We start from the raw sequence: 22,354 nt of genomic DNA on the forward strand, positions 1-22,354 counted from the left end.
GGGCAGTTCTCGGCCAGGTCTGAGGGTTTCAGCGGATCCAATGCCCTTCGCGCCAATACCAATTGGGGCCATGGGCCTCCCAATGGCCAGGCTCCCAGCGCGCATTGCGCATGACCGGCTGCCAGTGCCCGGGCACCCAGGCATAACCATGCCCTTCCCAACGCCAGTGCCCACGGTCCCAGGCGTAACCGTGGCGTGCCATGGGGATCACCTCCACACGCTCCGGCGGGGGCGCCTGGCGGATGATGATCTCGCCCTGGGCAAAGGTCGGGGGGCTGATGAACGCGGCCAACGCCAGCGGAACAAGCAAGGCATAACGCAATGTAACCAGGGCTCTCATGGCAACTCCTTCATCGACGTGCACTGATACACGCTACTGATGGGTTGAACGGCAGGCGCAGGGAATTCCGTCGCGGCACGTCGGATTTTTTTCCAGGCAGGGGGTCGAGCCCAGTATTGCTCGGTGGCTGGCGGGGCTGGATGAAAGGTTTGAAAGCTTTGCGACGGATTTATCCGGCTGGTGGCGTTAAAGGATTAACCCGGTCAATCCAAGAGGAAACACCATGTACCGTCGCCTGACCCTGCTGGTTGCCGCATTGCTGATCGTGAGCCTCAACGGCTGTGTGATCGTGCCGGAGCATCGGCATTGCTGCTGGCGTTATTACGGCGCCGTTTCAACCCCGACCGCCGTGGATAACAGCCAGGTGAATAGCTAACCCTGGGCGCTTCGGCTGGCAGACCATGACCTTCAGCCATATCGCCCTGCCAAATCGCAGGCAAAAAAAATCCCAAGTAGCTGATGGAAACTTGGGATTTAAAAATGCATAAACCGTGGGAGGTGAACGCCCGGCTATAGTACTCATTGAAAAAAGATGTAACAAGATGATTTTAGTCCTTTCGTCGGATTAAAAGCGTCGTAAGTCATTCAATAACCACATGTTTTTTAAGGTGGAGAGGAATAATCGTGCAACTTTTTGGTGCAACTATCCCTGATATTTCCACTTATAAAAAAGGGTTATTGGTAAAAGCAGCGCAGCACTTTCGCCAGCGGCCGGCATGGGTGTTCGTTTAAGCACCCCCTTATTTGCGTGCCACTTTGTAGCGCACGCAGTCCTGGTAAAAGCTCTGGCGAATCGCCTCGGGTTTCAGGCGTGAACGGCTGTCGTACGTCTGTTCGGTGATGCCCATGGCCATCATGCGCATCCACGACTTATTGAACTTGAGGGTCTGGATCTTCTGCCGCGCGGCGTACAACGACACCCCCGACAACTTGAGCTCTTGAGCCCTGGCGGCGGTGCCGGCGCCCCAACTGCACATGTACTTGTCACCCTCGCGCAGCTCCCGTGCCTGCACGCCAGCTGCGCCGCCGGCCAGGGAACAGGCGATCAGCATGATTCCAACATTACGCATGAATATCCCCACCTAACCACCTGAAATAAAAGCGATTCTGGCGAGGATTTTGTTACAAAGGGGCCACTAAATTGCCTTATCTCGACAGTTGCGCGCCCACCGTTGCGGTGCGTCTCGCATCAGCCCGTCATGCATCGTGTTTGATCTGCGGGAATGCCCCTGACTCCGTCAGTCGGGCTTCAGTTAATAACGCGGCTCTCAATTCCACGCCACCACCAGTAACCCCGCCCCCAACACCAGGCACAGCGGCGAATAGAACCATGTATCCAACCGCGCAAACCGCGAGCCACCGACTTTCTTGAAAAAACCCACCAACTCCGAATCCCCGATCGCCCTGGCGAACATCACCACGGCAATGGCACTGATGCCCCACTGCAACGCCCGGTGGGACACCGGCGGAAAATACAGCCCGGCGCGCAGGCACACGAGCAGAGCAATCCCCACCAGCCCCATCGCCACCAGAAAGGTCCCCAGTGGCGAGGGACGGAATGCCGGGCGGGGTCCGCTGGCGAACTCGCCGGGAAGTTGGGGGATGGCGGCGAGGCTGCCGAGTTTGCCGCCGGCGGCCCAGTACAGGTGCACCATGCTGATGAACGTAAAAATCCCGACAATCCACCGTGCAATGACAAAGCTCATGACTGGTCTCCCTCAAAGGTGCGAAACAGCATAGTCGCCCTGGGATTGTCTGCAGGTATTTCGTCGGCAAGAGATGGCAACGTGCCAGCCCTTATGCCGCGGCGGGGGCTACTTCAGGCTCGCTTCAACCTTCCCCGCCACATCCTCGGGCAACCACGCCTTCCACACCTCTGGATGCTCTTTCATGAACGCCTGCGCCACCTCGCGTGGCGGGGTGTGACGCTCGCTCATGGTCGCCAGGGCCTTGTTCAACGGTTCGATTGGAAATTCGACTTTCTCGAAAAACGCCGCGATCTGCGGATGTGCCTGCTGGAACGGCGTGGACACGCCGATACTCAACTTGGACGCCAGCGACCGCGTGGGCTTCGGATCCGGATTATCCGCATCCGTCAGGGTCTTCCAGGCCTCGGCATCGAACGGTGGCTCCTCCAGCTGGATCAGCTTGTAGCGGCCCATCAAGGGCGTCGGCGACCAGTAGTAGAACAACACCGGTTTACCGCGGCGTATCGACGAGGCAATTTCGGCATCCAGCGCCGCGCCCGAACCGCTGCGGAAGTTCACGTAGCTGTCGTCCAGGCCGTAAGCCTTGAGCTTTTGTTTGTTGACCACTTCCGAGGTCCAGCCGATGGGGCTGTTGAGAAAGCGCCCTTTGCCGGGGGACTCCGGGTCTTTGAACACGTCCTTGTAGCGGGCCAGGTCCTTCACGCTTTTAAGCTCAGGGGCCAGGGGCTTGATACCTTTGGCAGGGTCGCCCTTGATCACGTATTCCGGTACCCACCAGCCCTCGGTGGCGCCTTTTACCGTATCGCCCAGGCCCGCGACCTTACCTTCGGCCTCGGCCTTGACCCAGACCGGGCTGCGGCCGGCCCATTCTTCACCGATCACCTGGATGTCGTTCTTGGCCAGGGCGGTTTCCAGCGTAATGGTGGTGCCGGGCAAGGTGTCGGTGGGCAGGTCGTAGCCCTTCTCGACGATCACCCGCAATATCTCGGTGATCAGGCTGCCGCTTTCCCAGTTCAAGTCGGCAAAATGCACCGGCACCTGCGCAGCCGAAACCGGCAGCGAAGCCATTGACAGGCTCAAGGCCGTCAGGGATGCAGCCAACAGTGTTTTCAATCCTTTCATGCCCTTGCTCCTCGCGTTATCGCAGCCAATAGCGGACGGCTTTGCTGTCATGCGCGAAGCCTCTGAGTAGTTAAGTCAACTCAACTGTAGTAGAGGTTCCGGGAGAGAGGATGTTCGCCGTGGCGGCGGGTTATTCGCTGGCCTTGAATGTTACCAGTTCACCCTTGCGCCATTTGGCGGCCTTGCCGGTCACGGCCTTGAGGGTTTTGGTCAGGCCTTCCTGCAACTGTTCATTGGCCGCAAATACCAGCATTACGCTGTGGCCTTCCTTGAATACGATGCCCTGGCCCTCGGCCGAAGAAACAAAGGCGTAGTCGCCCAGGCCATACACCGTCAACTTGATATCGCGAAACTTGAGTTCGAACTTGCCACCTTCGCGGCTGGGCAATACCGCTGCGCGGAAATGGTCACCCACTTTGAGTTCCAGGCGGGGTTTGTCATCCACGACCATCATCGCTTCGGTATCGATTTCGGCGATGTAGATGCCTTCGGGCGTCTGCTCAGTGATGTAAACGAAACGGGATTGAAACTGCTTGACCAACTTTGCGCGCAAATCACCCAGCACGAATAACGCGTGCATATCCAGATTACTGACTGCCAAGGAAACGCCCCCATATTGAAAAGAGCACTGTCCGTCAGCGCGGACAGCACAAAAAAACGGCCATCACGGCACGATCACATAACGCATTCATTAAAACTGAAGAAGATCCCACTGCTGCGCCCCGAGATGGGTACTGGCGTACACAATAGACCTTGTGCAAGGTCATTGAGGTGCCACAGGAAATCATAGGTTCAACAACCGGAGAATACCGGTCGACCCGCTTCAGAGAAAAACTCCGTTTAAAACGCAGTTTCCGACAACGCACACACATCATAACGCTTCGACATGGAACCGGCTGTCGACTGCCAACGACAATACTAAAACAGCTACACAGGTCAAAACCACCTGTAACGCTGCTGGTGGTCAACAAGATCGATCGAAAGGAGCTGCCCATGCAACGACGTCAATACGACGCTACGTCTTCCCGCACTCGTTCATCATGTCAGGAGGAACGCCAATACTACTGCCTGCACAGTGCCAGTGGGTACTCCAATTCAGTTCTTTATCAAGTTGTACCGGCCGGCCGGAATTTCTTTCATATCCGTGAAGTGACCAGCGGTAGAGTCAAAGGTTTTCGTAGCGACCACATCCAGGCGTGCGAACTGGCCAAGCAACTGGAGGCCGCCCTGAACGGCGGGATCGTTTCGTCACCTGGATAACTTTGCCGCGCCGCCGCCCCTCAACAACTGCCATACTGGCCCGTCCATTGAAATTTTGCCCCCCGCGGGTCAGGTTTCACCAGTGCAGTGAGTACCTCGAAGGGAAGGCGATACGTGACGGAATTTGATATTGGCGAATTTTTCATCCATGGCGACGCAAGGGAAATAGACGGCGAATTTCAGGCGGTGATCATCATGCGTGCCAAGCCACCGCTGACCACCGTCACCACGCACCAGGTGGAGAAGGACCGTTGGTTCAAGACGCTCGATACCGCTGCCATCGCCGGCAAAGAGGCCGCCAAGGCACTCAAGACCGCAGTGGATTCAGGGGCACTGACCTCCTGACAATCCGATCGAACTCCAGCGCGCCACCGGCCTCCGATGCATACCCCCCTTCAACACGCCCATGGAGAACGATATGGACGCGCCAATACCTACGCTCGAAACGCTATTTGAACAACTGGGCCTGGATGCCACGCCGGAAGCCATCGATGCCTTCATTCTCGCGCACCCGCTGAGCGAGAACGTGAAACTGATCGACGCCGATTTCTGGACGCCGCAGCAGGCACGGTTCCTCAAGGAAGAGTTACTTGAAGACGCCGAATGGGCCATTGCCGTGGATGAACTGAACCAGCGCCTGCATCAAACGCAATAACAACTCAATGCAGGCTGCCTGGCTGCTCCAGGCGCAACAGCGCCAGCCAGGCAGCCCTGCACTCTTGCGCCGCGTCACGGCTGGCGAACGCTGTGCCGCGCTGCTCACCGTCGAGCAACACCACCCAGCAAACCTTCTGGCCCAGCGCACGCAGGGTTTCGGGCACGCCACTGCCGATCATCACGGCGACATCGACTTTGTTTTGCATGGAATCTCTCCACGGAAATAATTAGCCAACTAACAATGTGCGCCATGCCAAGGCGTTCCTCGCGGTGAAAAAAGCGATCACCCGCAACAGCCTCCTTGCAGAAACCGCAATAATCCCTAGTGAACGCCTTTGGCAACCTCAGGTTTGTAGCCCAGGCGCAAGCCGCCCCAATGCCGCCCCCTGACCATGATCGGCACCGACAAGTCGTGCATCAGTTCACCGGTATCACGGGTGTAGGTCTGCAGCAGCACCGGTTGCTGATGGCTGCCGCAACGAATCCCGGTGCGGTCGTCGAACTTGCGTTTGGTCCGGTTCTGTACTGCGTCGACTTGAGCGTCGCCGGTCAATGCCTGGGAAAACGCCTTGTTGTGCGTCGGCACATAACCCTGTTGTGTGCAGGCAATCGCAAACACCAGGCCTTCATGACGGGGCAACAGCGCTTCCTGGATCGCCGGCAGCACCTGGTCGGTGTAACCGTCAAACCGCGTGTGGTACTTGGTTGGGCGGGTGTCGGGAATCGCGGTGTAGCTGCGGTCGAACAAGTCATCCAGGCTGATGCGGTTCTGCTGCACATCCGCCTCGAATTGTTCGGTAATGCGTCGTGCGCCTTCGCGCGCCAGGTCGTAGATGCGTTGGTGGTAGTCATCCAGCCCGACTTGCGCCAGGCGTTCACTGATGGTTTCGGCCTGCCCCTCCATCTGCACGGCGGCGTCGGCCAACTGGCGGGTCTGCTGGTCGCTCACGTCGAGGTCGGTGCGCATCTGCTCGACGGCATGGAACAGGCTGTCGAGCTGGGCGCGGTTGGTGTCGGCGCCCTGGGCGATCTCATTGACCTGCCCTTCCACATCCGCCGACAGGCTGGCGATGCTCTCCAGCTGCTCACCGGCCTGCTCGACCTGTTCGACGCCAGCGTTCAAATCCGTCGACAATTGGCGAATCTGCTCAACGACCTGGGACGTACGTTGCTGGATGTCCGCCACCATCACCCCGACTTCATCGGTGGCAGTGGCAGTACGGCCCGCCAGCCCGCGCACTTCGTCGGCCACCACGGCAAACCCGCGCCCATGCTCACCGGCCCGCGCCGCCTCGATGGCGGCGTTAAGCGCCAGCAGGTTGGTCTGGCTGGCAATGGACTGGATCACCAGGGTCACACGCTGGATTTCCTCGCTGCGCTGGCTCAAGGCTTCGATCAGCTCGCGGCTGGCGTTGGCGCGCTGGCTGAGTTGGTGCATGCGGGTGATCGACTGAACCAGCACTTCGCGGCCTTCGGTGCTGCGTTGGTGGGCCTGGCTGGCCGCGCCCAGGGCCTGGCGGCTGAGCTGGGAGGTGACTTTTTCAGTGTCAATCATCACTTCGGCGCTGCTGACAATCTGCTGGGCCGCGCTCAGTTGCGACTGCACGCGCGCGGCCAGCTGCTTGACCGAATAGGCCACGCCTGCCGCCGAGAGGGCGTTATGGCTGGTGGTATAGGAAAGGTCGCGGGTCAGGTCGCCAATCGCATCGACGGCCTCGGACGGCGCGTTGCCGGCGTTGGTTTTTTTCAGGCGGGGCAGCCAGATCACCAGCAAGGCCAATGCCAGGCACAGATACAGCGGCAGGCAGGCCAAGGCCAGGCCCAGCAGCACCAGCACCAGGGCAGTGCTCTGCAAGAGCGGCGTCAACCAGCCGGGCAACCCGCGCACCGGCGGTTGCGCTGGCACTGCCACACCCATCAGAGATCCGTCTCCAGCCATCTTCGTTACCCCACTGCGCTTGTCATTATTGTCACTGCATTAAACGCCACTATCGGGCCATTATCCATGGGCCTTTAGTGGGGTAGCGCGCAGCGCATCAATAGACGGGGTGTAACGAGGGCATTCTTTGGGGGATCACGCTAATGATCCCCCAGCTTCAGCGCATCAGGCTTGGCGCTGATGCTTGTCGATCTGCTCGTGGCGCTCTTGCGCTTCGATGCAGTACTTGGTGGTAGGGCTGATCAGCAGGCGCTTGAGGCCGATAGGCTCGCCGCTGTCATCGCACCAGCCAAAAGAGTCTTCCTTGATGCGTTCCAGTGCACGCTCAAGCTGCGGCAGCATACGCTGGTCGCGGTCGATGGCGTTGACCAGCCAGGTGCGCTCTTCTTCCACAGAAGCAGCGTCGGCCGGGTCAGCCGGGGTGTCCAGGCTTTCAATGGCGATACGGTTCTGTTCAATGCGCTCGTGGTGTTCCACTTTCATGTCTTGCAGCAACTGCTCGAAAAAAGCGTGCTGTTCGGCATTCATGTAGTCATCCGCCGGCATGGCCAGCAACTTTTCCTTTGTCATTGATTTCTCTATAAAAAATACGTGCATTAAGGCGAATAAGGGAGCATTCCGGCCGACCTCTTCAGGTCTCGGAAAGGCGCCATCCATTCCAAGCGCCACCCGGCACTCAATTTACGAGGGGCGGCAGTCTAAGGCCGACTTGAGGGCGCAGCAACTGAAAAGACAAGCATTTTTTTCCGAGCTAACCCCCAAAGGCACCTGGACGGGCTTGGCGAATGGTTATCGGAGTGCGTTTATAGCAGGAAAGTTCGTAGCGCAGCTAGAAGCTAGAAGCTAGCAGCTACAAGCTACAAGCTACAAGCTACAAGCTGCAAGGGGAGAGCTCTAAAGCTTGCAGCTTGCAGCTTGCCGCTGCCTCTTCAGCCTCATCGCTTGCGCTGCTTCTTATTGCGATATTGGTCGATGACCACCGCCACCACAATGATCAGGCCCTTGATGATGTCCTGGATGTACGCATCCACTCCGACGAAGGTAAACCCGCTGGCCATCACGCCCAGGATCAGCGCGCCGATCACCGTACCGGTGATGCGCCCTACCCCGCCCGCCAGGCTGGTGCCGCCGATCACCGCCGCGGCAATCGCATCCAGCTCGTAAGACATGCCCATGCCCGCCTGGCCGGTGGCGGCGCGTGCCGAGGCCACCACGCCGGCCAGGCCTGCCAGGAGGCCGGCAATGCTGTAGACGATGATCAGGTGACGCTTGACGTTGATCCCCGACGTACGCGCCGCCTGCATATTGCCGCCGATGGCGTAGGTGTACTTGCCGTACTTGGTGTAGCGCAGGGCGATATGGAAGATCACCGCCACCACCAGGAAGATGATCACCGGCATCGCGCCATGGCCGATGGCCGTGTACGAATCCGAGAGCATGCTCACCGGCTGGCCTTCGGTGTAGTAGCGCGCCAGGCCACGGGCCGAGACCATCATGCCCAGGGTTGCGATAAACGGCGGGATGCCCGTCACCGCAATGATGCTGCCGTTGATCGCCCCCGCCAGCAGCCCCACCCCCAGCCCCATCGCCACCGGGATCCACACCGGCAAGTCCGTCAACGAGGGGAACACAGCTCGGGAAAAGTCGGAAGTTTGTGCCAGGCTTGCGGCAATCATCGCCGAAAGCGCAAGCACAGAGCCGGACGACAAATCGATCCCGGTGGTGATGATCACCTGGGTCACGCCGATGGCCAGCAGGCCGATGATCGACACTTGCAGGATCATCAGCACCAGGCGCTGGGAGTTCATCAGGAAGCTTTGGTCGCGCACGATCCAGCCGAACACCTCAAACACCAGGCCGATGCCGATCAACACCAGGAAGATGCTCAGTTCGGTGGGCAATCGCCGCCGGTGCTTGACCGGTGCCGTGGCCGGCTTGTTGTCTGTTATTGCGTTCATAGCCAATCACCTTCTTATTCTAGGGCCCGGGCCAATCGCGCCCGCGCGGCTGTTCGTCAGTGGACGGCAGTCATACCGGAGGCCAACTGCATGACGTTCTCCTGGGTCGCTTGGGCGCGGTCCAGGGTGCCCATCAGTTCGCCTTCGTGCATCACCATCACCCGGTCGCTCATGCCCAGCACTTCGGGGAGTTCGGAGGAGATCATGATCACCGCCATGCCTTCGCTGGCGAGGAAGGCGATCAAGCGATAGATCTCGGCCTTGGCGCCCACGTCGATGCCTCGGGTGGGCTCATCCAGGATCAACAGCCGTGGCTTGGTCATCAGCCAACGGGCGAGCAAGGCTTTCTGCTGGTTGCCGCCGGATAAGGTGTCGATGCACTGCTCCAGGGACGGGGTTTTCACCCGTAGCTTCCTGCACATGTCTTCACACAGCGCGCGCAGGGCTTTCTGCTGGATAAAGCCGTTGCCCGAATAGTGCGGCAGCACGGCCATTTCCATGTTCTCCAGCACCGACAGGCACGGGAACAGGCCACTGAGCTTGCGGTCCTCGGTCAGCAGCGCAAAGCCGTGCTCGATGGCCATGTGCGGGTCGCTGATGCGCAGCGGCTTGCCGTCGAGGGTGATTTGCCCGCCGTCGCTTGGGGTGATACCGAAAAGGGTTTCCGCCACATTGGTGCGCCCCGAGCCCATCAGCCCGGCGATGCCAAGGATCTCACCGGCGTGCAGGTCGAACGACACGCCCTTGAACACGCCGTCCAGGCGCAGGTCGCGCACCGACAGCAGCCGCTCGCCAACAGGCGTTTCGCGCACCGGGAACAACTGGCTCAGCTCGCGGCCCACCATCATCGAAATCAGGCTGTCGCTGTTCATGCTGTCGGCGCGTTGCAGACCGATGTAATGCCCGTCACGGAACACCGCCACTTCATCGGCGATGGCGAACACTTCATTCATTTTATGCGTGATATAGACGATGCCTTTGCCCTGGGACTTGAGGTCGGCAATGATCGAAAACAGGTGGGCGACTTCCTTTTCGGTGATCGCCGAGGTGGGTTCATCCATGATCAGGATGTCGGAGTCGTAGGACACCGCCTTGGCAATCTCGACCATCTGCCGCTCGGCGATGCTCAGGTTGCCGACGTGTTCCTCGGGGTCCAGGTTGATACGCAGGCGCGCCAGCAACTCGGCGGTGCAGCGGTGCATCTCGCGGTGGTTGACCATGTGCAGGCTGTTGAGCTGTTCGCGGCCGATCCAGATGTTCTCGGCGATGCTCATGTGCGGCATCAGGTTGAGTTCCTGGTGGATCATCGCGATCCCCGCCCGCTGCGCCGCCAGCGGTGTTTCAAACACGATCGGCTTGCCGCGCAGGCGGATTTCGCCGGCGTCGGGCTGGTAGATGCCGGCGATGATTTTCATCAAGGTCGACTTGCCCGCACCGTTCTCGCCCATCAGCGCCAGCACCGTGCCGGGGCGCACGCGCAGTTGCACGTCGGCCAGGGCCACGACGCCGGGAAAGCCTTTGCTGATGTTGACGATTTCCAGCAGGTAGGGTTCGTCCAGCGGCAGCGGCTGGATACCGGCAGGCTGCGAGACAACGGCTTGAGCGAGCATAGGGAGGTACTCCAGCGACAGGGCGGGCACGACCGCCCTGCCGGTTTAGTGTTGTTATGTCAGGGCTGCTTGAAGTCTTTGACGTTGTCCGGGGTGATCAGCTTGAACGGGATGATGATGTTCTGTTCGATCGCCTCGTGCCTGGCCATCTTGCGTGCCGCCTCCAACGAGCCGACCCCTTGGCCCTTGGCGTCCTGGAACACCGACACGGTCATTTCTCCCTTGGTGATCGCGTTCAAACCGTCCGGCGTGCCGTCGACACCGGCAATCAACACGCTGCCCGGCTTGATCCCGGCGGACTTGAGCGCCATCGCCGCGCCAATCGCCATCTCATCGTTGTTGGCCAGCACCGCATTGAATTCGCGGCCTTGGGTCATCCAGTCGTTGACCAGGGTCATCCCGCGGTCGCGCAGCCAGATACCGGTCTGTTCCTGCTCGATCTTGATGTCCGGGTATTTGGCGAGAACTTCCTTGACGCCTTTGGTGCGGTTGGTGGTGGAGTTGTTCGCCAGGTCGCCCAGCAGGATCACGATCTTGCCTTTGCCGCCGAGTTTGTCGGCGATGTACTGCATTTGCAGACGACCGGCTTCTTCATCATCGGAGGTCACGGCGGCCACGCCCTTGGGCAAGTCTTTCTGGTCAGGACGACGGTTGACGTACACCAGCGGAATTCCAGCCTCGATCGCCGACTTGCTGATGCGCGCCGTGGACGCCGTGTCCACCGGGTTGACGATGATCGCATCGACTTTCTGGCTGATGAAATTCTCGACCTGGCTCAATTGCTTGACCACGTCGGCGCGTGCATCTTCGAACTGCAGCTGCACCCCATCGCCCTTGGGATAGGACTTGGCTTGCTTGTCCATGTACTCACGCACGTTGGTCAGGTAGGTGTCATCGAACTGGGACATGCTCACGCCGATTTTCAGATCGGCGGCCAGGGCAGCACCGCTGCTCAGCAACAGGGACAAGGCCAGCGCGGTAAAACGGATCGGGGTCTTCATGAACGGTCTGTCTCCACTTTATTGTTGGTTTTTTGGACGTTGCGTTTATCAGCGCTCGGCGGGCAGTCGCACGACCGGTGCGCCTGGAATGCAGCAGACCAGCGCGCCCTGGTTTTCGACGCACAGCACGTTCAGGAAGGAGAAGTAGAATGGCCGGGCGCGGGGCAGACCGCGTGGCGTGTGGGCAGGGCGTAAAACTCGCAGTACAGCGTTGAAGATTTTCATCTGACGGTACCTGGTTGTTTTTGATCTTGTTTTTGTTAAGTCGCGCGGATCGAGTCCGAACGTACTGTCTGCAACCTGGAAAAGACTTTATTGGAAAATAATTTCCATATCAACTTGTTTTAGAATTTTATTCTATTTTCGTCGAAACCACCTGCTGGCGCTCGGCACTCAGGCGCGCGGCGTCCAATATACGGGTGGTTTCCAGCGCCTCATAGGCACTCACCGGCAGCGGCCCCTGGCCTTGCACGGCCGCTTGAAACTGGCGATAGAACTGCGTCCAGCAGCCCTTCTCCGATGGCACCCGCTCGCGCTCCGCGCCTTGCTCGAACCAGCCCCAGCGCCGGTGCTCCTCCGCCCCCCAATGCGCACCCTCGGTTTTCGGTGACTTGCCGGCCATCAGTGCATCTTCCTGGCCATCCAGGCCGTCGACGGTGTAACAGCCCAAGGTGCCGCTCACGCGAAAGCGCGGGGCCGGGCTGTTTTGCAAGGCATTGCCGCACAAATGGGAGATCACCCCGCTGGCGTGGTTCAGGGAGACGAAAAAACCGTGGTCGACGCCGGGGTGTTCGACCGTGTAGTGCAATTGCGCGAACACCTGGTCCACCGGGCCGAACAGTTGCAGCGCCTGGTCCACCAGATGGCTGCCCAGGTCGCGCAACCAGCCACCACCACTCGCATTGCCCAGCGCTTGCGGGTTGTAGCGCTCCACGCGGGATTCGAAGCGGGTGACGGTGCCCAGGGCACCCGCGTCGATGAGTTTACGCAGGGTCAGGTAATCCGAGTCCCAGCGCCGGTTCTGGTAGACGCTGAGCAGCACTTCATGGCGTTCGGCGGCCGTGATCAGCGCCTGGGCCTGTTCGGCATTGCTGGCAAAAGGTTTGTCGCTGACCACCGCCACACCGTGCTCGATGGCTTCGAGCACCAGGGCCGGGCGGCCTTTAAGGGGGGTGGAAATGACAAGCGCATCGACGCCGGCTTCGACGATCTGGCCGATGGAGTCGAACGCCTGGAGACCTGGGTGGTCGGTTGCCAGTTGCTGACGGCGTTCGGGTGAGCGTGTAACGACGCCGACAAACGTGGCACCGGGCAATGTGGCAATCAGCGGCGCATGAAAGAAGCGCCCTCCATGGCCGTAGCCGACCAGTCCGATTCGCATGATTCACTCCTTCTTTGCAGTGCAAACTTCAATCACCTGTAGGCGCTGGCTTGCCTGCGATGGCGGTGGATCAGTAGACCCCTATGCCAGCTGACCCACCGCCATCGCGGGCAAGCCCGCTCCTACAGAAGATCTGGTGGCTTAGCCGTAGAAATGCGGGCGATCCGGCAAGCTCACCTTCACGATCTGCCCACTGCCCTGCGCCTCGATACACGCATCCGCCGCCACCGCCGCGGCAAACCCGTCCCACGCGCAAGGCCCACCCACCTGCCCGGCGCGCACGCTGTCGATAAACGCCTGCAACTCCGCGTCGTAGGCGCCGATAAAACGGTCCTTCCAATCCATCAGGATCGCGTTGGACAACTTCGCCCCGCTGCGCAACTGCACCTGGGTCGGCTCCGGCAATTTGGCGATGCCCGTCTCCCCCACCACTTCGCACTGGATGTCATAGCCGTACTGGCAGTTCACAAACACTTCCACGTCGATGCGCGTGCCCTTGACGGTTTCCAGCAGCACGATCTGCGGGTCGCGCAGGTGGGCCAGGGCCTTGCCGGTCTTGCGCGGGAACACCACCTGCACCGACACGTAATCGTCGTCGAGCAGCCAGCGCAGCACGTCCAGCTCGTGGATCAGCGTGTCGGTGATCGCCATGTCGGTCGTATAATTTTCGCCCACGCTCGGGTTGCGGTGCGCGCAGTGCAGCATCAGGGGCTCGCCGATCTGGCCGCTGTCGATCACCGCCTTGAGGGCGCGATAACCTTCGTCGTACGGGCGCATGAAGCCCACCTGCACCAGGCGCTTGCCGTGGGCGACTTCGGCGTCGACGATCCTGCGGCAGCCCTCGGCGGTCACGGCCAAGGGTTTTTCACAGAACACCGGTTTGCCGGCGGCGATGGCAGCCAGCACGAACGCTTCATGGCTCGGCCCCCACGAGGTCACCAGCACCGCTTCGACCTGCGGCGAGTGGATCAACGCATGGCCATCGGGGTATACCTCGGCGTCCAGCTTCAAGTCCGCAACCACCTTGGCGGCCTGCTCCAGGTTGATGTCGGTAACGGCCACCACCTCGCTGTTGAGCAGGGCCTGGCTGCAACGACGGATATGGTCACGGCCAATGGCGCCGGTACCAATGACACCTAGCTTCAAAGACATACAAACACTCCTCTTGTTATCAGTACTGCCGGGCCTGGGCCAGGTGTTCATTGAGTTGTTTGGCGGCGGCCTGGGTGCGTTCGCTGGTGGACACCTGCGCCACCCCCACTCGCCACCACGACAGGTAGCCGTGGACCATGGTCTTGGGCAGCACCTTGATATCGATCAGGGTCGAGACACTTTGCGTGCGCGCATCAGCCAGGGCGGCCTCCAACTGTTCCACGCTGCTCACCGTGTAGGTCTTGCAACCATAGGCCGCCGCGCTCATGGCGAAATCCACCGGCACCAGGCCGCCGTCGAGCTTGCCGCTCTCGGGGTTGCGGTAGCGGAACTCGGTGCCGAAGCTGTCCATGCCATTGCCGATCTGCAGGTTGTTGATGCAACCGAAGGCCATGTTGTCCAGCAGCACCACGTTGATCTTGCGACGCTCCTGGATCGAGGTGGCCAACTCGGAATGCAACATCATGTAGGAGCCATCGCCGACCAGCGCATAGACCTCCTTGCTCGGCTCGGCCAGCTTCACGCCGAGGGCGGCGCTGATCTCATAACCCATGCACGAGTAGCCGTATTCGACGTGGTAGGTGTTCACGCCTTTGCTGCGCCAGGTGCGCTGCAGGTCCCCGGGCAGGCTGCCGGCGGCGGCGACGATGATCGCGTCGTCGGCCAGGGTTTGGTTAAGCACACCGAGCACGCGGCTCTGGGTCAGGCACGAGCCGGTCAGCTCGATGAATTCGCGCAGTACCGCACGGTCCAGGTGGTCGTCGACTTCGGGCACGAAGTCCGCATCGTGGTAGGCCACGTGATGCACGCGCTCCACTTCCGCCTCCAGTTGCGCCTTGGCGTCGGCGATCCGCCCGCCCCAGCCGGAGCGGTAATCACCCAGCGCATCGGCCAGCGCTTCAAGGGCCAGTTGCGCGTCAGCCAGGACCTGCACACCGTCCAGCTTCAAGGCGTCGGCGGGGCTCACATTGAGGTTGAGAAACGTCACCTCGGCATGCTTGAACAGCGATTTCGACGAGGTGGTGAAGTCGGTATACCGGGTGCCGATGCCAATGATCAGGTCGGCCTCCGGCGCCAGCAGGTTGGCCGCCAGGCAGCCGGTTTCACCAATACCGCCCACGTTCAACGGATGGCTGGACAGCACCGCGCTCTTGCCCGCCTGGGTTTCGGCGAACGGAATATCGAAGCGCTCGGCAAAGGCTTGCAGCGCGGCATTCGCACCGGAATATTTCACCCCGCCCCCGCAGATGATCAGGGGGTTGCGTTTGCCGCGAAACGCCGCCAGCGCATCGCCGATCATCGCTGCCGTGGCCGGGCGCCGGTCGATACGGTGTACGCGCTTTTGCAGAAAATAATCCGGGTAGTCCCAGGCCTCGGCCTGTACATCCTGGGGCAAGGCCAGGGTCACGGCACCGGTTTCAGCGGGGTCGGTCAGCACGCGCATGGCCTGGATGGCGGCGCTCATCAGTTGCTCGGGACGGTTGATGCGGTCCCAGTATTTGCTCACCGAACGGAACGCATCGTTGGTGCTGATGCTCAGGTCGTGGAACTGCTCGATCTGTTGCAGCACCGGGTCGGGCTGGCGGCTGGCGTACACATCACCGGGTAGCAGCAGCAGCGGGATACGGTTGGCCGTGGCGGTCGCGGCGGCGGTGAGCATGTTGGCGGCACCAGGGCCGACCGATGCGGTACACGCATAGATTTTGCGACGCAGGTGCTGCTTGGCAAAACCAATGGCGGCGTGCGCCATGCCCTGCTCGTTGCGGCCCTGATGCACCACCAGGTCACCGCTGTCCTGCTCCAGGGCCTGGCCCAGGCCCAGCACATTGCCGTGGCCGAAAATCGTGAACACCCCGGCGACGAACTTGCTCTGCACGCCGTCGACTTCGATGTATTGGTTATCCAGAAACTTCACCAGCGCCTGGGCCATGGTCAGTCGGGTTGTGGTCATGTCGCGCCCCTTAAAGGTCCAGCAGCCAACTGTGCTGCGGGTCATTATGGAAATGCCAGGCACGCTTGGGGCCGGCCATCACGTTCAGGTAATAGGACTCGTAGCCGTACGGCACGCTGACCGGGTGATACCCCTTGGGCACCACCACCAGGTCGCTGTTTTCCACGGCCATGGCCTGGTCGATGCTGCGGTCGTCGGTGTACACCCGCTGGAACACGAAGCCCTGGGGCGGGTTGACCTGGTGGTAGTAGGTTTCTTCCAGGAAGCTCTGGTGCGGCAGGTCGTCGGTGTCGTGCTTGTGCGGCGGGTAGCTCGAGGAATGCCCGGACGGCGTGCGCACTTCCACCACCAGCAGTGAATGGGCCGGCTCGCTGTCGGGCAGGATGTCGCACACATAACGGGTGTTGGCACCCTTGCCGCGCACGCTGCGTTTGCAGTCTTCGGGGCGAATCAGCCGTGGCGCATAACCGCCCGCGCCGGGGGCGGCGCAGACCGCGATCTGCACGTCGCTCAAGGCGGTGACCTGGGCCGTGGTGCCGGGCGGCAGGTAAGCGGCAAATGGCGATTTATCCTCGAACACCGACTGGCGATCACCCAGGTTTTGCCAGTTGAAACCATCGCCTTCGATCGTCACCCGGCCGCTGAGCAGCACCAGGCACAGTTCTTTATCGCCGGCATTGACCGGCAGGGTTTCGCCCAGGCTCAGACGGTAGGCACTGAAACCGACGTACTCAAGGCGCCCTTCTTCCAGGGCAACCATGGTCTGCCCGCGTTTGCTGCTTTTGACCAACAGGCTCATTGTCCAACCCTCTCAGCGAGCAGGGCACGCAAGGTGTCGTAACCCTTTTTGGCATAGACATAGCTGGGCGCCACGGCCGGGTCCTGCTCGGCTTCCACCACCAGCCAGCCGGCGTATTTCGCCGCCAGCAGCACATCGAGCAACGCGGCAAAGTCGATATCGCCATCGCCGGGCACGGTGAAGGTGCCGTTGACGATGCAGTCGGGAAAGCTCCACATCTGGTTGCGCGCCAGTTGCACCACGGGCTTGCGCACGTCCTTGAAATGCACGTGGCACACACGGTCGATGTGTTTGCGCAGCACCTCCAGGGGGTCGCCGCCCCCCATGTAGCAGTGGCCCGAATCGAACAGCAGGCCGACTTCCGCACCGGTACGCGCCATCAGTTGATCGATGTCCTGCGGCGATTCGACATAGGCGCCCATATGGTGGTGGTAGGCCAGACGCACGCCCTGGGACAAGGTGAAGCGCGCCAGCTCCGTGAGTTTGTCGGCATAGTCCTGCCAGGCCTGTTCGCTGTGAAAACGTGGACGTTCGATCAGGCGGATGCGCGCCCCCTGGATCGAATCGGCGACTTCGCCGTACACCAGCACCTTGGCGCCATTGTGTTTCAACAGTTCGACATGGCCGGCAATCGCCTCGATCTCTTCGGCCACCGAACGCTGCGCCAGGCGGCTGGAATACCAACCCGAGACCAGCGCCAGGTCATAGGGGCGCAGCACATCGCCCACGCCCTTGGCGTCCTTGGGGAATTTGCCGTTGAGCTCAAAGCCTTCGTAGCCGATCTCCTTGCCTTCGCTCAAGGCGGTGCTCAGGGGTGTTTCACCGCCCAGGGCCGGCAGGTCGTCGTTGCTCCAGGAGATCGGGTTGATGCCAATTCGGATTGCGGGCATGGCTGCACCTTTTATTGTTTTTCAACGTTGCATGAGATCGGCTTTATGTGGGGCGGGCTTGCCACATTTGAGCGTATTTACTGTCGAGCACTGCGCCAGGCGGTAATGAGCTGCTCGAACGTGGCCTGCACCTGCTCGACCAGGGTTTCATCATCGATCTCCTCTGCCATCCACGCTTTGCTCGGCTCCTGGAAGATCGTGCGCCCCACGGCAAAGCCTCGGCAGGTGCTGCTCTGGCGTGCTTGCCGGAAGCCCTCGGCCAGGCATTCGGCCGAGGCGTTCAGGCCCAGCAGCACCACGCCACGGCAGTACGGGTCGCGCTCGTGGATCAGCGCGTCGAGCTGTTTCCACGCCTGGGCCGACTGCGCTTCGATCTTCCACCACGCCGGGTAGATGCCCAGGTTGTACAGGCGCTTGAGGCTGCGGTAGAGCACGTCGGGGTAAGTGGACGGGTGATCCTTGGGTGGGATGACTTCCAGCAGCAATTCGTGGCCACTGACCAGGGAGGCCTCGTACACCGCCTTGAGTTGCGCTTCCTGTTCCAGGCGCAGCAGGGGCTCGTCATCCGGGTGGTATTGCACCAGGCACTTGATGATCTGCTCCTGGGGCCAGGCAATCAGGTTGCTGCCAACCGAGCGGCCGTGTTCGAACGCCAGCGGGCGCGAGTTCTGCACCTCCACCGGGCGCCCGATCCACCAGCCGCGACCGCTGGCGGCGTTGAGCGCCTCCTGGCCGAAGCGCTGGTCGGCCAACAGCCCCACATCGGCCTCGACGCCCTGTTCTGCGAGCTTCTTTTCCACGCGTTCGATGGCCTGGATAAACAGCTGCTTGATCGCACTGATGCGCGCCGGGGCCTGGCCGCCGCGTTGCGCCAGGTCGACCAATTGCCAGCGGTGGTCGAAGGCAAAGATGAACAGTTGCTTCCAGGCCTTGCGCGGCACCGTGACGCGATGCAGGCGTTGCAGGGTCTCGTCCTGGTCCGGCCGGGTGATCGGCACCGGGCTGTTGAACAGGTAATCCAGCTCGGCGGGAGTAGGCATCGCCGGCGCGCAGGCATGCCGCGACACCACCAGGCCACCGCAGGCGTTGGCCAACTGGCTGCAACGCTCGTCGCTGGCGTCCTTGAGCCAACCGCTGAGGAAGCCCGACATGAATGCATCGCCGGCCCCCAGCACGTTGAGCACTTCAACCCGTACACCGGGGTAGATCGCACCGTCTTCCAGACGCGAGGGAATTGCGCCGTGAATCACCGTGCAGCCCTGCGGCCCGAGTTTGACCACCAAGGTCGCGGGCGTCAGTTCGCGCACGCTGCGCAAGGCGGTGAGCAGGTCTTCGCTGCCGCCGGCAATCAGGAATTCTTCTTCGGTGCCGACGATCAGGTCGAAGCGCGGCAGGATCTTCTGTACATGCGCGCTGACCGTCTGATCGGCGACAAAACGCGTTTCGCCGTCAGCCTTGCCCGCCAGGCCCCACAGCACCGGGCGATAGTCGATATCCAGCACACGCTTGACGTTGTGCCGGGCCGCATAGTCCAGGGCCTGGAGGCTGGCCTTGTACACACTGTCGGTGGAGAAATGCGTGCCGGTGATCAACAAGGCTTTGCTGGAAGCGATAAAGGCTTCGCTGATGTCTTCGGCGCGCAGGGCCATGTCGGCGCAGTTTTCGCGGTAGAACACCAGGGGGAAGGTTTCGCGGTCCTTGAGGCCCAGCAGCACCAGGGCGGTGAGGCGTTCCGGGTCGACTTTGATGCCGCTGACATCGCAGCCTTCGCGGGCCAGGGACTCCACCAGGAAACGGCCCATATGGTCGTCGCCCACGCGGCTGAGCATCGCCGACTTAAGCCCCAGCCGCGCCGTGCCGAAGGCGATATTGGCGGACGACCCGCCCAGGTACTTGGCAAAGCTGGACACGTCCTCAAGCCGCGCACCCACTTGTTGTGCGTAAAGGTCGACGCCCAGGCGCCCGAGGCAAATCAGATCCAATTGACGCCCACTGGCAAAACGAGTCTGGCCCATGCTGGCTCCTGTTATTTTTATCAGCCTGCGTTGAGCCGCCGCGGCGACGGCAAACGCTTTTGGTGCAGAGCAGACTAGAACGTCCGGAGGCCGCAATCAATATTTATTCCATAATTATTTTTAGTGGAATATTTTTTCCAATAAGCCAGCATAATGCTACGCCAGCCCCCGTGCATCGTTTCAGCAGGCCACGGGCGCCGTGATGTCGGGGTATTTTTTTGCGCCTACCCTGTAGACTTGCGCCACCCACCAGCGCACCAGACGAACACGCCAGAAGGATTGCCCATGTCCCGCACCGATCCCGAGACCACCCTGGAAGCCCCCCTCGCCAGCCCTCCGATCAATGCCGAACGCCTGTTGCAGCTGATCACCGACGAATACGAAAGCCTGCCGCGCCAGCTCAAGCGCATCGCCAGCTACATGAGCCAGCAAAGCGACCGGATCATGGTCGACCGCATCAGCGACATTGCCCGCGAATGCGAAGTGCACCCCTCAGCCATCGTGCGGTTCTCCCAGCGTTTCGGGTTCAGTGGGTTCAGTGAGATGCAGGCATTGTTCCGCGAGGCGTATACCCACAAGACCACGCCGGTGCAGAACTACCAGCAACGCATCCGCAGCATGATCGCCAACAAGTCGCAGAAGGCCAGCGGCGGCGACCTGGCGCGCGAGTGCGTCAACGCCACCTTGTCCGGTATCGAGCGCCTGGGGCTGGAGCTCGATGACGTGGCCTTCGACAAGGCCGTGGACCTGGTGGTCAACGCCGACAATATCTACGTGGTGGGCGTGCGCCGTTCCTTTGCGGTGGCCGACTACCTGGTCTACAACCTGCAGCACACCAACAAGCGCATCCACCTGATCTCGGGCCTGGGCGGCAGCTACCGCGAGCAGATGCGCAGCGTGCGCGCCAATGACCTGGTGATCGCCATCAGCTTCACGCCCTATGGCAAAGAGACCCAGCACTGCCTGCGCATCGCCCAGCACCACCAGGCCAAGACCCTGATCATCACCGACAGCAACCTGTCGCCCCTGGCCAAGCGGGCGAACGCAGTGTTGTTGGTCAACGAAGGCTCATCGTTCGCCTTCCGCTCGTTGAGCGCCACTTTGTGCCTGTGCCAGGCGCTGTTTATCGCCGTGGCGTATCGGTTGGAATTGAAGGTGGATGAGATTCACGAACAGGTCGGCTTCGACGACTGACTATCTATCAAACACCGCAAATCAAATGTGGAAGGCCCTACGCCCTCCGGGGCGAGCCCGCTCGCCACAGGAATGCGGTCGACTGAAATGGCTCAGGCAAGACTCAAGATTTCAGGGTTAAATTTTAACCCTTTAAAATCAGTAAGTTATTTTGATAAGAGGGAGGCAAGCCTCCCTCCTACAATGGACCGAGCCAAGCCTGGGGTCAGTGCATGAAGATGGCGATCAGGATGATCACTGGGATCGGCACGCCGAGAAACCACAGAAGTAATGAGCGCATGTTGTTCTCCTTGAATTAACGAACGTAGGTTTCGGTTTCGACGTACACCACGGCGTCGCGGCGACGGCCACCAAAGGTCGCAGCGAAGCTGGCAAAGAAGGCGCCGATCAGCAGCGCGACAAAGGTCCACAGCGAGGTATAGGCAGCGACTTTGGCAGCCGTATCAGCGGCTTGCCTGGCTTTAAGCTTGGCGTCTTCAACCGCTTTACGGGCGTCGCCGTAGACCTTGTCGATCCGCGCCTCGGCGTCAGCCTGGCTGAGGTTGGTGCGCTGGCTGATCAACTGGGCCAGGTACGCACGGTCTTGCGCGGCGAGCTGGCCGTCATTGCTCAGGGTGCGAGCGAAAATGCGCGCAACCACACCGTGTGCAGCGTCGTCGCTGACGGCCACCGGGCGGTCATCGCGGAACAGGCTGTCGACGTAATAACCGAAGTCATCGCCCTTCACGCCTTGCGCCGCAGTACCGGCGGCCTGTGCCGCGCCCGACGCCACGCTGGCACCGGCCTGCACGCCACCGCCCACCACACTGCTGACCGAGCCGACCACCAGGGTCGCCGTCACCAGTGTGGCCACGGCCCAGGCCAGGAACCCGTGGGCGGTGTCGCGAAAGTACACCTCATCGCCATGCATCCCGGCCCACTTCACCCGCAGACGACCGGCGATATAACCGCCCAGCCCGGAGGCGACGATCTGGGTAAAGGCCAGCCAGACAATCGTGGAAATGCCCAGCCCCTTGGCACTGATACCACTGTCAGCCCACGGCGACACCGCCGAAAAGCCCAGGCCGAAGCCCAGCAGTACCAGAATCAGCGACAGTGCGGCCGCCGCAGCGGCCCCGGCAAAGATCGCGCCCCAGGAAACCCCGGAGTGCGTGCTCGACGCGTGCAGCGTGGATGAGGATGTGATCATTGTTGTTGTGCTCCTGGCAGGAAAAATGGTGTGTCACGCTCCAAAGTGCAGGCGTCGTGCCAGCCAGGCAATAAAATAAAATCCTTTAATTTCAAACAATTAACTAAATTGAACTTACCCGAACCATGCAAGTTGCAATAAATGATGGCGTCAGGCGGGCGTTATGCATTCTCGCGCCGAACACCCC

Annotated in this window: 24 protein-coding genes; 5 read left to right on the forward strand and 19 right to left on the reverse strand. The window is 60.9% G+C overall.

The features are described from left to right. Positions 1–28: 28 nt before the first annotated feature. Positions 29–340: a YXWGXW repeat-containing protein gene (locus AB4O05_RS20395; protein ID WP_460135675.1), complete on the reverse strand. Its 312-nt coding sequence runs from the start codon at positions 338–340 to the stop codon at positions 29–31. 223 nt (positions 341–563) lie between these two features. On the opposite strand from AB4O05_RS20395, the gene AB4O05_RS20400 reads away from it, so the two are divergent. Beyond that, complete coding sequence (locus AB4O05_RS20400; protein WP_460135674.1) at positions 564–716, forward strand: hypothetical protein; 153 nt, start codon at positions 564–566, stop codon at positions 714–716. A gap of 364 nt (positions 717–1,080) precedes the next feature. Here the strand turns inward: AB4O05_RS20400 and AB4O05_RS20405 are convergent, their stop codons facing one another. From AB4O05_RS20405 to AB4O05_RS20420, 4 genes are all read right to left on the reverse strand, one after another. Then, a complete protein-coding gene (locus tag AB4O05_RS20405) occupies positions 1,081–1,410 on the reverse strand; it encodes a hypothetical protein (RefSeq protein WP_026067479.1) in 330 nt (109 codons plus the stop codon). A 198-nt stretch (positions 1,411–1,608) separates the two neighbouring features. After that, entirely contained in the window at positions 1,609–2,046 is a 438-nt protein-coding gene (locus tag AB4O05_RS20410; protein ID WP_460135673.1) for a DUF3995 domain-containing protein, read from the reverse strand. A gap of 108 nt (positions 2,047–2,154) precedes the next feature. Further along, entirely contained in the window at positions 2,155–3,171 is a 1,017-nt protein-coding gene (locus tag AB4O05_RS20415) for an ABC transporter substrate-binding protein (protein WP_460135672.1), read from the reverse strand. Positions 3,172–3,301: 130 nt separating this feature from the next. Next, positions 3,302–3,751 (reverse strand): hypothetical protein, encoded by a 450-nt coding sequence (locus tag AB4O05_RS20420; protein ID WP_460137533.1) that lies wholly within the window; start codon positions 3,749–3,751, stop codon positions 3,302–3,304. A gap of 413 nt (positions 3,752–4,164) precedes the next feature. On the opposite strand from AB4O05_RS20420, the gene AB4O05_RS20425 reads away from it, so the two are divergent. The 3 genes from AB4O05_RS20425 (at position 4,165) to AB4O05_RS20435 (ending at position 5,086) form a co-directional block, all read left to right on the forward strand. Beyond that, positions 4,165–4,431 carry a hypothetical protein gene (locus AB4O05_RS20425; RefSeq protein WP_460135671.1) on the forward strand — a complete coding sequence of 89 codons (267 nt, stop codon included), beginning with the start codon at positions 4,165–4,167 and terminating at the stop codon, positions 4,429–4,431. Positions 4,432–4,545: 114 nt separating this feature from the next. After that, the gene (locus AB4O05_RS20430; RefSeq protein ID WP_460135670.1) at positions 4,546–4,776 is read left to right on the forward strand and encodes a hypothetical protein; all 231 of its coding nucleotides are present in this window, start codon (positions 4,546–4,548) and stop codon (positions 4,774–4,776) included. Between the two features lie 73 nt (positions 4,777–4,849). Further along, positions 4,850–5,086, forward strand: a complete 237-nt coding sequence (locus tag AB4O05_RS20435) for a DUF2789 domain-containing protein (protein WP_460135669.1) — start codon at positions 4,850–4,852, stop codon at positions 5,084–5,086. Positions 5,087–5,090: 4 nt separating this feature from the next. Here the strand turns inward: AB4O05_RS20435 and AB4O05_RS20440 are convergent, their stop codons facing one another. The 13 genes from AB4O05_RS20440 to AB4O05_RS20500 all read right to left on the reverse strand — a co-directional run bounded on the left by AB4O05_RS20440 (position 5,091) and on the right by AB4O05_RS20500 (position 19,784). Further along, positions 5,091–5,294, reverse strand: a complete 204-nt coding sequence (locus AB4O05_RS20440) for a hypothetical protein (protein WP_460135668.1) — start codon at positions 5,292–5,294, stop codon at positions 5,091–5,093. A 116-nt stretch (positions 5,295–5,410) separates the two neighbouring features. Continuing rightward, positions 5,411–7,027, reverse strand: coding sequence for a methyl-accepting chemotaxis protein (locus AB4O05_RS20445; RefSeq protein ID WP_460164791.1), 1,617 nt, complete (start codon positions 7,025–7,027; stop codon positions 5,411–5,413). Positions 7,028–7,192: 165 nt separating this feature from the next. Beyond that, positions 7,193–7,597, reverse strand: a complete 405-nt coding sequence (locus tag AB4O05_RS20450; RefSeq protein WP_010564800.1) for a TraR/DksA family transcriptional regulator — start codon at positions 7,595–7,597, stop codon at positions 7,193–7,195. Positions 7,598–7,962: 365 nt separating this feature from the next. Next, positions 7,963–8,985 (reverse strand): ABC transporter permease, encoded by a 1,023-nt coding sequence (locus tag AB4O05_RS20455; protein ID WP_460135667.1) that lies wholly within the window; start codon positions 8,983–8,985, stop codon positions 7,963–7,965. A 56-nt stretch (positions 8,986–9,041) separates the two neighbouring features. Beyond that, complete coding sequence (locus AB4O05_RS20460; protein WP_460135666.1) at positions 9,042–10,595, reverse strand: sugar ABC transporter ATP-binding protein; 1,554 nt, start codon at positions 10,593–10,595, stop codon at positions 9,042–9,044. 59 nt (positions 10,596–10,654) lie between these two features. Continuing rightward, the gene (locus AB4O05_RS20465) at positions 10,655–11,596 is read right to left on the reverse strand and encodes a sugar ABC transporter substrate-binding protein (RefSeq protein ID WP_460135665.1); all 942 of its coding nucleotides are present in this window, start codon (positions 11,594–11,596) and stop codon (positions 10,655–10,657) included. A gap of 48 nt (positions 11,597–11,644) precedes the next feature. Next, positions 11,645–11,821 (reverse strand): hypothetical protein, encoded by a 177-nt coding sequence (locus AB4O05_RS20470; protein WP_460135664.1) that lies wholly within the window; start codon positions 11,819–11,821, stop codon positions 11,645–11,647. A 127-nt stretch (positions 11,822–11,948) separates the two neighbouring features. Then, positions 11,949–12,977, reverse strand: a complete 1,029-nt coding sequence (locus tag AB4O05_RS20475; RefSeq protein WP_460164792.1) for a Gfo/Idh/MocA family protein — start codon at positions 12,975–12,977, stop codon at positions 11,949–11,951. 141 nt (positions 12,978–13,118) lie between these two features. Beyond that, positions 13,119–14,129 (reverse strand): Gfo/Idh/MocA family protein, encoded by a 1,011-nt coding sequence (locus AB4O05_RS20480; protein ID WP_460135663.1) that lies wholly within the window; start codon positions 14,127–14,129, stop codon positions 13,119–13,121. 19 nt (positions 14,130–14,148) lie between these two features. Continuing rightward, positions 14,149–16,080 (reverse strand): 3D-(3,5/4)-trihydroxycyclohexane-1,2-dione acylhydrolase (decyclizing), encoded by a 1,932-nt coding sequence (iolD, locus tag AB4O05_RS20485; RefSeq protein ID WP_460135662.1) that lies wholly within the window; start codon positions 16,078–16,080, stop codon positions 14,149–14,151. A gap of 10 nt (positions 16,081–16,090) precedes the next feature. Further along, on the reverse strand, positions 16,091–16,879 hold the full coding sequence (iolB, locus tag AB4O05_RS20490; protein ID WP_460135661.1) for a 5-deoxy-glucuronate isomerase: 789 nt from the start codon (positions 16,877–16,879) through the stop codon (positions 16,091–16,093). Then, positions 16,876–17,769, reverse strand: coding sequence for a myo-inosose-2 dehydratase (iolE, locus tag AB4O05_RS20495; protein ID WP_460135659.1), 894 nt, complete (start codon positions 17,767–17,769; stop codon positions 16,876–16,878). Before iolE ends, iolB begins: the two co-directional genes overlap by 4 nt. Positions 17,770–17,846: 77 nt before the next feature. Further along, on the reverse strand, positions 17,847–19,784 hold the full coding sequence (locus tag AB4O05_RS20500) for a bifunctional 5-dehydro-2-deoxygluconokinase/5-dehydro-2-deoxyphosphogluconate aldolase (RefSeq protein ID WP_460135658.1): 1,938 nt from the start codon (positions 19,782–19,784) through the stop codon (positions 17,847–17,849). A 285-nt stretch (positions 19,785–20,069) separates the two neighbouring features. On the opposite strand from AB4O05_RS20500, the gene AB4O05_RS20505 reads away from it, so the two are divergent. Beyond that, positions 20,070–20,978, forward strand: coding sequence for a MurR/RpiR family transcriptional regulator (locus AB4O05_RS20505; protein WP_017530318.1), 909 nt, complete (start codon positions 20,070–20,072; stop codon positions 20,976–20,978). A 295-nt stretch (positions 20,979–21,273) separates the two neighbouring features. On the opposite strand, the gene AB4O05_RS20510 is transcribed toward AB4O05_RS20505, so the two are convergent. Then, on the reverse strand, positions 21,274–22,167 hold the full coding sequence (locus AB4O05_RS20510; protein WP_460135657.1) for a hypothetical protein: 894 nt from the start codon (positions 22,165–22,167) through the stop codon (positions 21,274–21,276). Positions 22,168–22,354: the final 187 nt, after the last annotated feature.

This window comes from Pseudomonas sp. S1_G07 (assembly GCF_054668565.1).